The organism is Cloacibacillus sp. An23 (assembly GCF_002159945.1).
GTDB lineage: Bacteria > Synergistota > Synergistia > Synergistales > Synergistaceae > Caccocola.
The window spans coordinates 204,199-218,407 of sequence record NZ_NFJQ01000001.1 but is presented as its reverse complement, the minus strand read 5'-3'; the positions used below and the strand labels follow the sequence as shown (position 1 = coordinate 218,407).

15 protein-coding genes and 2 tRNA genes are annotated in these 14,209 nt (G+C 56.7%); 13 read left to right on the top strand and 4 right to left on the bottom strand.

Annotated features, from left to right (window positions below; genetic code table 11):
• Positions 1-2: 2 nt before the first annotated feature.
• Positions 3-1,313 (top strand): replication-associated recombination protein A, encoded by a 1,311-nt coding sequence (locus B5F39_RS01095; RefSeq protein ID WP_087362987.1) that lies wholly within the window; start codon positions 3-5, stop codon positions 1,311-1,313.
• A 508-nt stretch (positions 1,314-1,821) separates the two neighbouring features.
• Here B5F39_RS01095 and B5F39_RS01090 read toward each other — a convergent pair.
• The 3 genes from B5F39_RS01090 to B5F39_RS01080 form a co-directional block, all read right to left on the bottom strand.
• Entirely contained in the window at positions 1,822-2,031 is a 210-nt protein-coding gene (locus B5F39_RS01090; RefSeq protein ID WP_087362986.1) for a hypothetical protein, read from the bottom strand.
• Positions 2,032-2,322: 291 nt separating this feature from the next.
• The gene (locus B5F39_RS01085) at positions 2,323-2,829 is read right to left on the bottom strand and encodes a cob(I)yrinic acid a,c-diamide adenosyltransferase (protein ID WP_087362985.1); all 507 of its coding nucleotides are present in this window, start codon (positions 2,827-2,829) and stop codon (positions 2,323-2,325) included.
• A 2-nt stretch (positions 2,830-2,831) separates the two neighbouring features.
• Positions 2,832-3,308, bottom strand: coding sequence for a DUF2703 domain-containing protein (locus tag B5F39_RS01080; protein ID WP_087362984.1), 477 nt, complete (start codon positions 3,306-3,308; stop codon positions 2,832-2,834).
• 163 nt (positions 3,309-3,471) lie between these two features.
• On the opposite strand from B5F39_RS01080, the gene B5F39_RS01075 reads away from it, so the two are divergent.
• Together B5F39_RS01075 and B5F39_RS14140 are read left to right on the top strand one after the other, a co-directional pair.
• Positions 3,472-3,546: transfer RNA gene (locus B5F39_RS01075), tRNA-Val, on the top strand.
• Between the two features lie 215 nt (positions 3,547-3,761).
• Positions 3,762-4,133 (top strand): cupin domain-containing protein, encoded by a 372-nt coding sequence (locus tag B5F39_RS14140; RefSeq protein ID WP_158095887.1) that lies wholly within the window; start codon positions 3,762-3,764, stop codon positions 4,131-4,133.
• A 163-nt stretch (positions 4,134-4,296) separates the two neighbouring features.
• Here B5F39_RS14140 and B5F39_RS01065 read toward each other — a convergent pair whose 3' ends face one another.
• Positions 4,297-4,557 (bottom strand): hypothetical protein, encoded by a 261-nt coding sequence (locus tag B5F39_RS01065; RefSeq protein ID WP_087362982.1) that lies wholly within the window; start codon positions 4,555-4,557, stop codon positions 4,297-4,299.
• Positions 4,558-4,870: 313 nt separating this feature from the next.
• Between B5F39_RS01065 and B5F39_RS01060 the strand changes: the two genes are divergently transcribed.
• The 10 genes from B5F39_RS01060 to B5F39_RS01015 all read left to right on the top strand — a co-directional run bounded on the left by B5F39_RS01060 (position 4,871) and on the right by B5F39_RS01015 (position 14,193).
• Positions 4,871-4,956, top strand: a tRNA-Leu gene (locus B5F39_RS01060).
• A 387-nt stretch (positions 4,957-5,343) separates the two neighbouring features.
• Positions 5,344-5,562 carry a cation transporter gene (locus tag B5F39_RS01055; RefSeq protein WP_087362981.1) on the top strand — a complete coding sequence of 73 codons (219 nt, stop codon included), beginning with the start codon at positions 5,344-5,346 and terminating at the stop codon, positions 5,560-5,562.
• A 45-nt stretch (positions 5,563-5,607) separates the two neighbouring features.
• On the top strand, positions 5,608-7,494 hold the full coding sequence (locus B5F39_RS01050; protein WP_087362980.1) for a heavy metal translocating P-type ATPase: 1,887 nt from the start codon (positions 5,608-5,610) through the stop codon (positions 7,492-7,494).
• Between the two features lie 240 nt (positions 7,495-7,734).
• Entirely contained in the window at positions 7,735-8,880 is a 1,146-nt protein-coding gene (locus B5F39_RS01045; protein ID WP_087362979.1) for an ABC transporter substrate-binding protein, read from the top strand.
• A gap of 269 nt (positions 8,881-9,149) precedes the next feature.
• A complete protein-coding gene (locus B5F39_RS14135) occupies positions 9,150-9,707 on the top strand; it encodes a MarR family transcriptional regulator (RefSeq protein WP_087362978.1) in 558 nt (185 codons plus the stop codon).
• Positions 9,708-9,839: 132 nt separating this feature from the next.
• Positions 9,840-11,597 carry an FAD-binding protein gene (locus B5F39_RS01035; RefSeq protein ID WP_158095885.1) on the top strand — a complete coding sequence of 586 codons (1,758 nt, stop codon included), beginning with the start codon at positions 9,840-9,842 and terminating at the stop codon, positions 11,595-11,597.
• A gap of 16 nt (positions 11,598-11,613) precedes the next feature.
• Positions 11,614-11,925, top strand: a complete 312-nt coding sequence (locus B5F39_RS01030; RefSeq protein ID WP_087362976.1) for a 2Fe-2S iron-sulfur cluster-binding protein — start codon at positions 11,614-11,616, stop codon at positions 11,923-11,925.
• A 21-nt stretch (positions 11,926-11,946) separates the two neighbouring features.
• Entirely contained in the window at positions 11,947-13,260 is a 1,314-nt protein-coding gene (locus B5F39_RS01025; RefSeq protein ID WP_087362975.1) for a divalent metal cation transporter, read from the top strand.
• Positions 13,260-13,508: a hypothetical protein gene (locus tag B5F39_RS01020; protein WP_087362974.1), complete on the top strand. Its 249-nt coding sequence runs from the start codon at positions 13,260-13,262 to the stop codon at positions 13,506-13,508. Before B5F39_RS01025 ends, B5F39_RS01020 begins: the two co-directional genes overlap by 1 nt.
• Positions 13,480-14,193 carry an L-2-amino-thiazoline-4-carboxylic acid hydrolase gene (locus B5F39_RS01015; protein WP_087362973.1) on the top strand — a complete coding sequence of 238 codons (714 nt, stop codon included), beginning with the start codon at positions 13,480-13,482 and terminating at the stop codon, positions 14,191-14,193. The genes B5F39_RS01020 and B5F39_RS01015 overlap by 29 nt, the downstream gene beginning before the upstream one ends.
• The last annotated feature ends 16 nt before the right edge of the window (positions 14,194-14,209 follow it).

Sequence of the window (14,209 nt, the reverse complement as noted above, 5' to 3'; positions counted from 1 at the left end):
CGATGCCTGAAAGCAGCCTCTTCGGCGGGACGGAACGCGCGAGTTTCGAGGTCCCGCTCGCCGAGCGCATGAGGCCCGCTTCGCTCGGCGAATACGCGGGACAGCGGCATATCCTCGGACGCGGCAAAGCGCTGCGGGTGCTGCTCGAAGGCGGCAAAGTGCCGAGTTGCATACTCTACGGCCCTCCCGGCGTAGGCAAGACTACGCTCGTGCGCCTCATGGCGAAAACAACGGGACGCGAGCTGCTCGAGATAAACGCCGTCAGCGCGAAGGTCGAGACGCTGCGCGACCTGCTAGACGAGGCTGCCGCCTCGAAAGCCGCGACGGGCCGCTCCGCGATAGCCTTCGTGGACGAGATATACCACTTCAACAAAAAACAGCAGAACGTGCTCCTCCCGTCGGTCGAGGCCGGCGGCCTCATACTCGTAGGCACGACGACTGAGAATCCGTGGTTCGAGATAAACAAAACGCTGCTCTCGCGCATGGTCGTCTACACGCTCGAACCGCTGAAAACCGAGGATATATGCGCGCTGCTCGAACGCGCGCTCAGCGACGAAGAACGCGGCCTGGGCCGCCTCGGCGTGAGCGCGGACAAAAAACTGCTGGAGCACATCGCGGCGCTCGCGGGCGGCGACGCGCGCCAGGCTCTGACCAGGCTCGAGGCCTCGGTGTCGGCCGCGGCGATGGGCGGCGGCTCCGTCCTAACGGAAGAGATAATCGCGCAGAGCACCGGACGCGCGATACAGCGCTACGACCGCGACTCGAACGACCATTACGCCGTCATCTCCGCTCTCATCAAAAGCGTGCGCGGCTCCGACCCCGACGCGGCGCTATACTGGCTCGCGCGAATGCTTGAAGCCGGCGACGACCTGCGCTTCATCACGCGCCGCCTCTGCATACTCGCCTCGGAGGACGTCGGTCTCGCAGACCCGATGGCGCTCGTCGTCGCGCAGAACGCCGCCGCCGCCGTAGACCGCGTAGGAATGCCGGAGGCGTCCATCATACTCGGCGAAGCGGTCATATACCTAGCCGCCGCGCCGAAAAGCAACAGCGCCTACCTCGCGATAGCGGCCGCGCAGAAAAACGTGCGCGAAGGCAACATAATGGAAGTGCCGAGCCACCTGCGCAACGACGGCGAAGGCTACGTCTACCCGCACGACAGCCCCGCCCACTGGACGCCTCAGGCCTATCTGCCGGAGGTGCGGCGCTTCTACTTCCCGGGCAAACTCGGCGCGGAAGCGCGCATGGAAGAGCGCTTCAAACGTCTCTGGAAAAGATTCTCTACGGAGGACGAAGCGGAGAAAAAATCCTGAAAAGCGCGCATCCGAGCTTTTAGACGCTGCACGCCGTTTGTTCCGCGCATATTCCTTATACTCATTTAACTATCAACGAGAAATAGTCGGATTTGCCGTCATTCCGCGCTCCGGCGCCGCGTGCCGTCCGAGTGATCGGATATCGGCAATTTCTACAGCGCGCGGCTAGCGCCAGATGAAACGGGGCTGGCCCAGCCGGGGGCGTTTCCCCGCGGACGCGGAATCTCGCGGCTTCAAACACGTGAGGCCGCGGGAAGTGCAAGACGCTGAATAGCGGGTCGAGACCGTTATGACAAATTATGATTCTTCTCCAGAAGTTAAATGATTATAAATGGACGGAGGGGCTGGGACGGAGTGGGCGCGCCGCGAATCAGCACGGCGTTTTTTGTATCGTTGATTTAGAATATCCAATATGCAAAGACCAAAGGTTGGGGGCGGCCGCCTCCGCGCCTTTCGTCATGAAATCGCTTCGTCATGCCGCCCGTTCCAATTCCGGCCCCGGACAACGTTATCCCGTCACGGCGAAACGGCGTGCGCATTCAGCAGCGAGATCAGTGCCCCGCAGCGCGTTGCGCGCGGCGGCCGGCGTCTGTCCGCCGGTATAGACGGGGTCTTCCTTCTCGCCGCCGTCGCGGTTGACCGGCTGGTACATGTACGGCCTTCCGCCATCGTCCCAGTCGTTGAACGCGGCCGCCGCCCATCCGTTTTGTATATCCACAGTAAGGAAAGCCCCGCCGTCCTCGTCATACTCGTCCGGAGAGAAAGACGGAAGCACTGCGCTCCGTCAGCGGGAAGCGTGTCATTTCGTCAAGCGCTTCCATCGTGACGGATTCTTTATCATATACTCCGCCGTCGAATTCCATAAACCGGACGGCCAAACCGCCGCGCGGATCGGTATGATTGGAGCAGCTCATAAAATTTACTCTTTCGTTAAATTTCAGCTTTGCGGCGCGGTTCCCCGCAAGGCTCTAAAAGCGCCGCCGCTCGGCGTACGCGGCGGCGCTTTTAGTCACTTTTTAGAATCTGCGTCGACCTTCAGCGACAACAGATAAATCACATCGGAAAGCCTGTTCAGGAACCTGTAGCTTTTCTCGCTTATCTCTCCGTCGCGGAACAGCGGCGTAGCAGCGCGCTCCGCCCTTCGCGCTATAGTGCGCGCGAGATGCAGCGCCGCGCCGCACTTGGTGTCGCCGGGACGCACGAAAGCCATCGTGTCGTCCGGAAGCGCATCCTTCACCCTGTCAGACATATTCTCTAAAATCGCGGGGTCGGGCTCGTCGTAGTCGCACTTGGCGAAATAGGCCATAGCGCCGAAAAGATAATCCTCGATGAAATATATATCCAGCGCCGTCTTTTCGTCATCGCAGAATGCGCGCGCCATTCCGAGCGCGGCTTGGCACTCGTCTACCGTTCCGTAAAGCTCCACGCGGCGGTCGTCCTTAGCGACGCGCTCGCCGTTCGCAAGCGAAGTCGTCCCCTTGTCCCCGCCCTTCGTCGTGATAACAAGCTTAGCCATCTTTACTCTCCTTCTCCCGAGCAGCCGCCGCATCCGCTTCCGCATTCGCCGCAATGGCACGAGCACTCGTGCTGCGACTTGAACACGACGCGCAGCGCCGCTTCCATAAAAAATTCCTCCGGCAGAGCCTGGCAGACCTCGCCGCCGAAACTTGTAAACGTGCGGCACGGGAATTCCTGACCGTCCGGAGTCACGCACTCAGGGCACGGCGTAAAATCAAGCTCGAACATAAGCATATTCTCTATAGGCGTTTCCGGGGTGTCGTTGTCGGGACATTCGATAGTCACCATATTCGCCGTCATAAGATTGTCCTGCGTAAGCTCCTCAAGTTCCGCTTTGCGCAGCTTAAGCTGAAAGCCGAGCGGCGCAAGCTTCGGAGCCATGCGCGACGCGAAATGTACGAGATTGTCCCATGTCTGTCTCCACGGCGATGGCTCGATGCCTTTCATAGTATAATGCGACAGGGTTATAGTCTTCACGCAAACCCCTCCTAAAGTATTTGTCCTCGCGCTATTATATTATATTTCCGCCGCGTCCGCTCCGCCTCCGAAGGCACGAATCCGGCCCCCAAATTTTTTTCTCACGTCCTTTAGAAAAAAGTGTTGACAGATAGCACTTCCCTCTGTAGAATATCTACTCGTTGGGCGGTTAGTTCAGAGGTAGAACGCTTCCTTGACACGGAAGAGGTCAGAAGTTCAATTCTTCTATCGCCCACCATTGCAATCACAGGGTTTTCGGGACTTCCTGAAAACCTTTTTTTATTGCCTTGTACTCTGTATGTACTCAAGACCTTTATTCCCATCCGTTTATACCGCTTCTCTATTTTCAAGAATCTGGCGTCAGCGGCCATTTCGTTCTCTTCGCTGCGGCAGTTTATAATATATGAGAGGAGCTTTTTTGAAAGAGGTGCTGGCGTGAACGGCGGGCTTGTTGTGAAAAATATATATGAATTGAAACATTTCGCCGCAGGCGACGGATGTATACTCGCCGAGGCCGCGCATCCGCTGCGCGATGCTTTGCCGTTCGGAGCGTATTCATTAGCCCACGCCTACATCGAGCCTCGCGGACGCACCGTGCCGCATTTTTTGAAAACTTCCGCCGAAACTTATGTGGTGCTTTCCGGCACAGGCATATTGCATGCCGGAGGCGAAACAGCCGCGCTGCGCGCAGGAGTATGCGCAGCCGTCCCATGCGGAGCTGAGCAGTACATCGTCAACGACGGAGACGAAAGGCTTGAGTTTCTCTGTATCGTCTCTCCGCCGTGGGACGCTGCGGACGAGGTGCTTATCACGCGCATGGCGTAGGAGCTTGATGTCCTTTTTTATCAAATCTTCGCTGGGCGGGACGCGCGGGCGTTTTTCCGAAAAGCGCCCGTGTTTCCGCGGCGCTTGGTATTATCGGCTTTTGGAGCTTGTTCTTGTGTTGGAAAGCGCCGCCGCGTTTTTGACCGGACGCGGCGGCGCAGCGTTAGTCGGACAGGTCCACCAGCTTCGCCTTTACGCCGTCAAGCGAATTAAGTTTTTTCTCGAGCCCCGCGGAAGTATCCGCGTCGCAGCAGAGCTGAAGGACGAGCAGTCCGGATGGGGAACATGTCCCAGGAACGGACTGATCGTGCAGGCCGAGCCTTGTAAGTATCGCGCACCCGTGCTCCGTCAGAACTCTCTGCACCTCAACGGCGCTCTTGCCGCGGTCAAGTATCCTTACCGCCATTATCTGATAACAGTTCATATCTGCACCTCCACGAATTATTTTTTGTGCGTCGCGTGTAATCTGATTACTCTCAACAATTCTATCATGAGCGCCGCCATATCTCAAACGCCGTTCGCCAAGGGCGAGCCGAAGTCGCAGAGGGAGTGAGGCGGAAGCGCAAACGTAAGCGCCGTTCTAACGTCGTGGAAAAACTTGCCGAAAACGGCTGTACAATGCTAAAATACCCGAGTGTCATGTCGGTGGACTGGCGAGGTGCGCACTTTTTCTGACACGCACAAGCCCGCAAATGCGGGGAAACGGAAAAACCTGACCAGCACTGAACAAACCAAATGCCGGAGTGGCGGAATGGCAGACGCAGAGGACTCAAAATCCTCCGGGGTAACACCCGTGGGGGTTCGACCCCCCCCTCCGGCACCAACTGCCGATTCGAACTTGCCGCAGGTTTTCGCAGCCTGCGGATTATTCATTGTCACATCTAAAAATTCACTTAATAGCGCATAATTTGTTTCTATTGCATATGCCATTTGCATATAGAAATAACGTAACCACGGCGTAACTGTGGAAGAATGTTACTTACGCGTACCCTTTATATCCTTGCCCGTAGATCAAGCGTCACTGGCCTGCGCGAGCTTTTAAGCCTGCGGGCCGGGCTGACGGGCCCTGCGGGCTTGCATAAAATTTTCTTATTTTTATTTGCTTGATATTGTTTTTCAGCTCTTGACTTCTGGCGAATGAAGTATATTATATACATAAACGATTGAGCAATCGTTTAATTATTAAAAAGATGTACGGAGGTACGCAGCTATGAAGAAAACATATAAAATCGACGTCGACTGCGCCAATTGCGCAAACAAAATGGAAGAGGCCGCGCAGAGGACTGCGGGCGTGAAGAACGCTTCCGTCAATTTTATGACTTTGAAGATGAACGTCGAGTTCGAGGACGGGGCCGACAACAAGGCCGTTATGCAGGAAGTCCTTAAGAACTGCAAAAAAGTTGATGACGACTGCGAGATATATCTTTAGCGCGCGGGGGAACGCCTCACAATCCCGCAATTCGGAGAGAGCGTTATGAATAGGAAACAGAAGAAAATGCTGGCGCGTATCGCCGCGGCGTTCGCGCTGATGGCCGGTTTGCATTTCGTCCCCGCGGAGGGGGGGACGCGCTTCGCGTTCTATCTCGTCCCGTATCTCATAGTAGGTTACGACATTCTGATTAAGGCGGCGAAGGGGATTAGGAACCGCCAGCTCTTCGACGAAAATTTCTTGATGGCGGTCGCAACAGTGGGTGCCATCGCGCTTGCGCTGTACGGCAGGAGCGGCGATTATACCGAGGCGGTCGCGGTCATGCTCTTCTATCAGGTCGGCGAATTGTTCCAGAGCTACGCGGTCGGCAAGAGCCGCCGCAATATCAGCGAGCTGATGGACATCCGCCCGGACTACGCGAACATAGAGAAGGACGGCGCGCTTGAAAAGGTCGATCCGGACGAGGTCGGCATCGGGAGCTTCATCGTCGTTCAGCCCGGCGAGAAGGTGCCCATAGACGGCGTGGTCGCGGAAGGAACGTCGAGCCTCAACACGAGCGCGCTGACTGGCGAGAGCGTGCCGCGCGACGTGAAGCAGGGCGACGAGATAATCAGCGGCTGCATCAATATGACGGGCGTGCTGAAGATACGGACGACGAAGGAGTTCGGAGAATCGACGGTATCGAAGATACTCGACCTCGTCGAGAACGCCAGCTCGCGCAAGTCGAAGTCCGAGAACTTCATCACGAAATTCGCGCGCGTCTATACTCCGGCTGTCTGCGGCGCGGCTCTGGTCCTCGCGGTTCTGCCGCCGCTCGTCCGAATCTTCGGCATGGGGCTGCCGGCGGAGTGGGACCAGTGGATATACCGTGCTCTGACGTTCCTCGTCATAAGCTGTCCCTGCGCTTTGGTCATAAGCATTCCGCTTTCTTTCTTCGCCGGCATCGGCGGCGCCAGCAGGGAAGGCGTGCTCGTCAAGGGCTCGAACTATCTTGAGACGCTGTCGCAGACGAAGATAGTCGTTTTCGACAAGACGGGGACTCTGACGAAGGGCGTGTTTGAAGTCAACGCGGTCCACCATAACGAAATGGCTGAGAAGAAGCTCATAGAATACGCCGCTCTGGTGGAAAGCTCTTCGTCGCACCCGATAAGCAAGAGCCTTCAGCGCGCCTACGGCAAGGAGATAGACCGCTCGCGCGTCACCAATATAAAGGAAACGAGCGGCGAGGGCGTGACGGCGAACGTCGACGGCGTGCCGGTCGCGGCCGGCAACGCGAAGCTGATGGAGCGCCTCGGAGTGTCATATATCAACTGCCATTCCGTCGGCACCATCATACACATGGCGGTAAACGGCGAATACGCCGGACACATCGTCATCTCCGACGTGGTGAAGCCGCACTCGAAAGAAGCCATAGCCGCGCTCAAGGCGTCTGGCGTGCGGCAGACGGTGATGCTTACCGGCGATATGAAGTCCGTGGCTTCCCAGGTCGCGGAGACTCTCGGCATTGACCAGTTTTACGCGGAGCTGCTGCCGGCGGACAAGGTGGAGAAGGTCGAAGAGCTGCTTAAGACGAAGTCCAACAAGGAAAAGCTGGCCTTCGTGGGCGACGGCATAAACGACGCCCCGGTGCTGCGCCGCGCCGACATAGGCGTAGCGATGGGCGCGATGGGCTCCGACGCTGCCATAGAGGCGGCGGACGTGGTGCTTATGGACGACGACCCGCTGAAAATTTCGACGGCGATTAAAATCTCACGCAAATGTCTCGGAATCGTCTATCAGAACATAGTCTTCGCCATCGGCGTAAAGCTGATATGCCTCATCCTCGGCGCGCTGGGCATAGCCAACATGTGGCTCGCGATATTCGCCGACGTCGGCGTCATGATACTGGCCGTGCTCAACGCGATACGCGCGCTTTTCGTTAAAAATTTGTAAACGCGGCAAGATAAAAAATAAACCGCGCGGCCTCGTCGCTTACAGACGCCGAAGCCGCGCGGTTTTTTATCTGCCTCCGGACGGCGGCGCTCGAGCCTACAAGAGCTTCGCCGTTTCTCCTTAATAAACAAAGTTCGTTCAAAAATTTACAATATCACAGGAATATCGTGAAATTATATGCTATAATGAACGCACAGTACCAAAAGAAAAGCGACATAAAATATTGAGGAGGTAATATCTGTGCGTAAGTTCATTAGTTTCAGCGCGTTACTGGTAATGTTGTTTGCTCTCCCCGCTTTTGCCGCCGACACGATCAAAATTGGTGAAATAGCCACCGTCACGGGCGACTTCGCCGCTTACGGCGTCGCCGAAGTAGAATCCGTCAAAATGGCGGTCGAAGAAATCAACGCCAAGGGCGGCGTCCTCGGCAAGCCGCTCGAGGTCGTCATGTACGACTGCCGCACTAGAAATGAAGACATGGTCAACGCCGCGCGCCGCCTCGTCCAGCAGGACAAGGTAGTCGCCGCCATCGGGCCCAGCGGCTCCGGCCTCTGCATAGCCGCCGCTCCGGTCTTCAACAGCGGCAAAGTCGCCCACATAGGCACTCTGCCGACCAACCCGCAGGTTACGATAGACGAAAAAGGCAAGGTACGCCCATACAACTTCCGTATATGCTTCCTCGACCCCTATCAGGGAGCGATCCTCGCGACCTTCGCGGCGCAGGACCTGAAAGCCAAGACCGCCGGCATCCTCTACGACGTGTCGAGCGACTACTCGCACGGGCTCCGCGAATTTTTCATTAAGAGCTTCGAGGCTCAGGGCGGCAAGGTCGTAGCCGACGAAGGGCACCGCGGCGAAGACGTCGACTTCCGAGCGCAGCTCACGAAGATAAAGGAATCCAATCCCGACGTCGTAGTCCTCCCGACGATGGGCAAATGCACGCCTCTCTCGGTCAAGCAGGCCCGCGAGCTCGGCATCACCGCCCCGATCATCGGCGGCGACGGCTACGGCGACTACTTCTGGGAGATCGCCGGAGCGGAAGCCATGAAGAACACCTTCTGGGTCAGCCACGTCGCGAAGGAAGACCCGGCGCTGAAAGACTTCTTCGACAAATATAAGAAGCAGACCGGGACGGAGTGCCAGGAATTCATGAACGCCGTCATGGCCTACGACTCCGTCTACTGGCTCGCCGACGCTATCACGCGCGCCGGAAGCACCGACCCGCAGAAGGTCCGCGACGCCCTCGAGCAGACGAAGGACCTCCAGCTCATGCACACGAAGCTCACGATGGACGAGTTCCACAACCCGAAGAACAAAGACGGTTACATGCTCGAAGCCAAAGACGGCTCGGCTGTGTTCTACAAGAGGATTCGTCCGGAAGTATAACAAAGTTGCCGGCGGCGGCTCGTCCGTCGTAAAGATCAGCGCGGCGGGGGCGTCCCGCCGCGTTTTTTGCGATAATAGCGGGTTTTTATCGATTTACCGGGCCGTCCGTCGTCCGTGTTGAACGGCGCGCGGCCGCTAAGCGGGATTTGCAGGCCGCGCGAGCTTAAAAAACGCCCGCCGTGCGCCCGGCCGAACGTCCCGCGTTTGCTCCGTGCGAGGCGCGCGCGCCGGAAAAAACAGGGCCGCAGCGGACGCACGGAGTTTATCGGATGCCGGAGGCCGCGGCAGAACCAGGCCGGCGTCATAATAAAACGCCGCCGCGGCGGGAGAGGGATGGTTTTGTGTCGGACAGCCGCTTAAAATTTGACGAAGCCGTGCTTCGTATATGCAGCTATACAAATATGGACAACAGGATACACCGCGAATATCTTCCAGGGATGCGTCTGCTGCCGCGCGAAATGCACACTTTGGAAAAAATCATCTGCCATCCGGGGATAAACACAACTAAACTCGCCGGCGTGACAGGCATTCCCAAGGGCACCATCTCAAAAATGACAAGGGGCTTCGTAAAGCGCGGGCTTATAGAATGTTACAGAGACGGGCTCAACCGCAAGGAAGTATATTATAAAGCGACGAAATCCGGGATGGATGTTTTTTACGCCCACAACGATTTCCACAATACAGTCGGCCGCGAATTCTATTCATATTTTGAATCCCTTCCAAAAAGTTCCAAAGAAATAGTTCTTGACGTCCTCACCAGATACGCGGATTACATGGAAGACCTTTGCGCCCGCCGCCTGGAATCCGCTGTTTCCTCTGAAATATAAATACAATCTGTTTTTTATAAAAGTTGAATTTTCCCCTTGACGTGAAGCGGAGAGAATAGTATTTTTGTTTCGTTGGAAACAAAAATAAAAAGCGGCTGTTTTGACCGTTTTTATAAGAACGGGGGAAAAAAATTGGAACGATGCGCTCCATATGACGTGATCGTAATCGGCAGCGGCGGCGGAGGGCTGCGCGCCGCCGTCAGCGCCGCAGAAAGCGGCGCAAAAACGCTTATCATAGCGAAGGGCAAGATCAATCGCAGCGGATCTACGCTGCTTGCCGGCGCCAATCTGAGCGCTGACATCGCCTGCGACGGCGGCAGCCTCTGCAAGATGGGGCTGAGCGAACGGAACAAAGACGACACGAAAGATAAATTCTTTGCCGATGTGTGCCACGAAGGATTTTATCTCGGGAATCAGAAACTTATCCGTAAATTCGTAGACGGCGCGCCTGATCGCATAAAGGAGCTTATGGATTGGGGCATGGAGGTGCTGGGCACCGAGGGAGAGCGCGGCATATCCGTCTTTGGCTCCGCGATTCTCGACGCGTTGTTCCGGCGCGTCAGGGAACTGGGGATAGAGTGGGCGGAGAACCGTCTTTTCACGGACGTGGCCGTAGAAGACGGGCGTGTCGCAGGGTGCGTGTGCGCCGACGTCCTCTCCGGCGAAATATACTATATACCGGCTAAGGCCGTTATTATAGCGACCGGCGGAAGCCACGGCATTTTTAGAAATACGAGCGGCCCTACCGACTGCTGCGGAGAAGGCCCGGCCGCAGCTCTGCGCGCCGGCGCGGAGCTTGTGGACATGGAGATGATATCCTACTGCCCCGCCGTCATACTCGCGCCGGAAATGTACCGCGGCAATATCCTGCCTTATATCACGAACACGATAGGATATGGCTCTTTCGTCAATAAATTCGGCAAGACATTCACCCACCGTTATCTTTCGCCCGACGTCGAAACGCTAGCGCTTGATTCTGAATGGAATAAAATGCTGCTTTCGTACGCGATTCAGCGTGAGATCGATTCGCGCGGCCGCAATCGTTTCGGCGGCGTCTATTATGTCATAGACCTCTCTCCGCGCGAGCTTGAAGAAGAGCTGTACAACGATCTGCCGAGCCTTTCCAAAGGCATATACGGCGATATTATGAAAATTTTCCGTGAAGGCGGCTGCGTGACATGCGCGCCGTTCGCCCACTACTTCGAGGGCGGCATACGAGTAGACGACGAGATGCGCACTAAAATCCCAGGCTTGTTCGCCGCCGGGGAATGCACCGGCGGCATGTTCGGCGCGAACCGCGTATCGGCCGCGACTACGGAGATGCTGATAGAAGGCGGCATCGCCGGCGCTTCTGCCGCGTCGTACGCGAAAGACTGCGCCGCGCCGCAGGCCGCCGGTACGCTCCTCAAGGATATTGAGGAAGAGCTGCTCAGGCCGTTCGGCGCCGAGGGCGGGACGAGCCCCGTCGAGCTTAGAAAATCCATGCACGAAGTAACGGCGCGCGCACTTTCGGTCATTCGCCGCGGAGACGTCCTCGAGGATGCGCTGGGCGAAATATCGTCGCTGCGGGCCGGGCTCGGCAGCGTGTCCCTTTCCACGAAGGACCGCAGATACAACAAGGAATGGATTGAGTACCTGCAGCTGCGCAACGGCCTGCTTACCGCCGCGGCCACAGTTAAAGCGGCGTATATGCGGAAGGAGAGCCGCGGAGTGCATTTCAGGGAGGACTATCCGTACACCGACAATGAAAGATATCTCAAGAACCTTGTGATAAAGGACGCGGCGCTCAATACCGAATGGGCCGAGCCTGTACACACAGAAATCCATCCCGAGCCGGTGCGTAAAGATTACATAGCCTACGTGGAAGAGGTCATCGGGAAGCTTAGCTGAAATAGGAGGAGGGCCTATGAGGAAGATAGTTGTAAACATCCTGCGCGGCGCGGAAACGGGCAGCGGACGCATGTGCAGATATACCGTCGATGTGGACGACGGCGCCGCCGTCTCAGTTATGAACATTCTTGAAGATATATATGAAAACCAGGATCATACGCTGGCGTTTTTTTCGCACGCCGCGTGCCGTCAGGCTGCGTGCGGCAAGTGCATGGTCAAGGTGGACGGGGCGGTGAAGCTCGCCTGTAAGGAAAGGGTGGATGCCGATGAGGTGACTATAGAGCCATACGGTCGGAATGTCGTCCGCGATTTAATCTGCGAAGGTTGATTTTCAAAGGAGTGAAGAGATATGAATGATAGGGAAGAATATCTCAGGGAAGTTGAGGACCTAAAGCGGCTTAACGACGCGCCTGTCCTCAAGCGCTGGCTGGGCTACAGCAAGTACACTGGGCCGGCGTTTATGGAAGCGGTTACAACGCTCGGAGCCGGATCGTTCGCCTCGGTCGCGGCCATGGGCGCAGCTTACGGATACAAAATGCTGTGGATACCGTTTTATTCTTATTTGCTTGGAATGTTCATGTTTTCTTTGGGCAGCAAATTCGCCGTCCACAGCAAGCTGGACGTCATCACGGCGCAGAACAAGTATCAGACCAAACTGGTAGGCTCCGTGGTCACCGGGCTCATAGCCTGTTATCTGGGATACGTAACTTTTACATTCGCGCAGTACGCGCTCGGCACCGACGCGCTGGAGAATATGTTCGCGCTTGTCGGGATAAGCTGTCCGCGCTCAGTGAACTGGGTCATTATTTTTCTTATGTCTTTCCCGTTTGCATGGATGTACGGCAAAAACGACAAGGCGGTGCGCTTTGTTGAGAATTTCAGCAAATTCCTCGTCGTCGTCATGATGCTTGTCTTCGTCGCCGTAATATTCGTGACCGGCGTAGATTGGGGCGCTTTGTTCCACGGGCTGCTCGTACCGACGCTGCCGAGCGGAGTCGAAGGCGTCACCACCGGCGTCGCCGCCCTCATATCCGTAGTCGCGGTCGGCGACTGGTGCCAGTATCATTACGCCATGAAGCAGCGGCGCTTTACTCCGGTGCATGAGAAGCTCGCCCATTTCGACCTCGTCTTCGGAGGGCTCGTTCCCGTCACCTTGGTGCTTACATTCGTAGGCATCGCTTTTGCGGTTACTTTCAGCGGCGGCACTTTCCCGACCGACACTTACGAGCTGGCGCACGCTCTGGTCGGCGCGATACCGAGCCTTGCGATACAGATCGGTTTTTATATAGGCGTGCTGGCCATCACGGTGTCCACCATGATAGGTATGAGCACTATCGCCGCCCAATCTCTCTGCCGCGCATTCGGCAAACCGCTCGATCCGAACTCGGCGCTTTGGAAGTTCGGTATAATAAGCACTCAGATCGGTTTTCTCGGCGCTTATATAGGAAAGCCGATGTGGGCGGTCATCCTAGTCGCCGGGCTTCAGTCATGCTTCTCTTGGGTCAGCGGTTCTTCGTGGTTCCTTCTTGCCAACGACCGTAAGTTCCTCGGCCGGAACGTAGTGCGCAATTATCTCTATAACCTCGGTATACTGGTGAGCGTCATCGTTCTCAACCTCACCTTCGTTATCTTTGTTCTTACTAAATTGGGAGTGTGGGCGTAATGGCAAAAACTATATCGCGCTTTCTGGAATCCAGCGTCGGGCCGCTTCGTATGCGCTGCGTGCTGACTCTGCTGCTGTGCGCAGCAAATTTCTTCCTTGCCTACGGCATTTGTATACGCTATATGATGGGCGGAAGCGCCGCGCTTTTCACAGTCAGCCTTATCGCGACGGCGGCGCTTGTTTTGATTCTCGCGTTCCCGAATCTTGAGGTGCAGGACGATGCCGAAGCTGAAGACGTCGTTGACTGAGACCCACCACGGCGGAATCGTCGCGGCTTTTTATAAGACGCTTGCCGAGTGCTTCGGCAAGGAGCGCGGCCTCGACATTTTCATGACCGCATCGCGCGCGTACGGGGCGAGGCGTGGGCGCAGGATGGCGATGAGGGCCTTGCGCGACGGAAATCCGCTCGACGTAACGTCTTACTTCGCGTACGGCGAACTGCTCTGCGACGACGAAGGGCTGACCGACTGCGGAACGTATGAGGCTGCGCCCGGCGTCGTTCACGAACGTCAGACGGACTGTTGGTGGGCGCGGGAGTTCCGCGCGATGGGGTGCGCTGAGTGCGGTGTGGATTACTGCCGTGAGATCGACGGGTCTATCTTAAGAGGATTCAACCCGTCACTCGGCTTCTTATGCGCGCAGAATATGCACCTGAACTCGTCGTGCGACTTTTATTTCAGCAGCCCCGAGATAAAAGAGGATTTCATGGAGACTTACGCGAAGCGTCTCAAGCCGGGGGAGCGCGTCAAGCGGGAGATGGCCTACCACTGCGCCGACATATATCAGATGTTCGGCCGCGTTCTGGGGCAAGTCGCGCCGGAACGCGCCGGCGAAGTTGTCGGGAAAGTCCGCTCAATGCTGGCGGAGCGTTACGGAGAAGATTTCTGGCCCGCGGTGGAGGCTTACGACGGAACCGATTTTGAAAGCATCTAAACCGTCTGCGACGGCC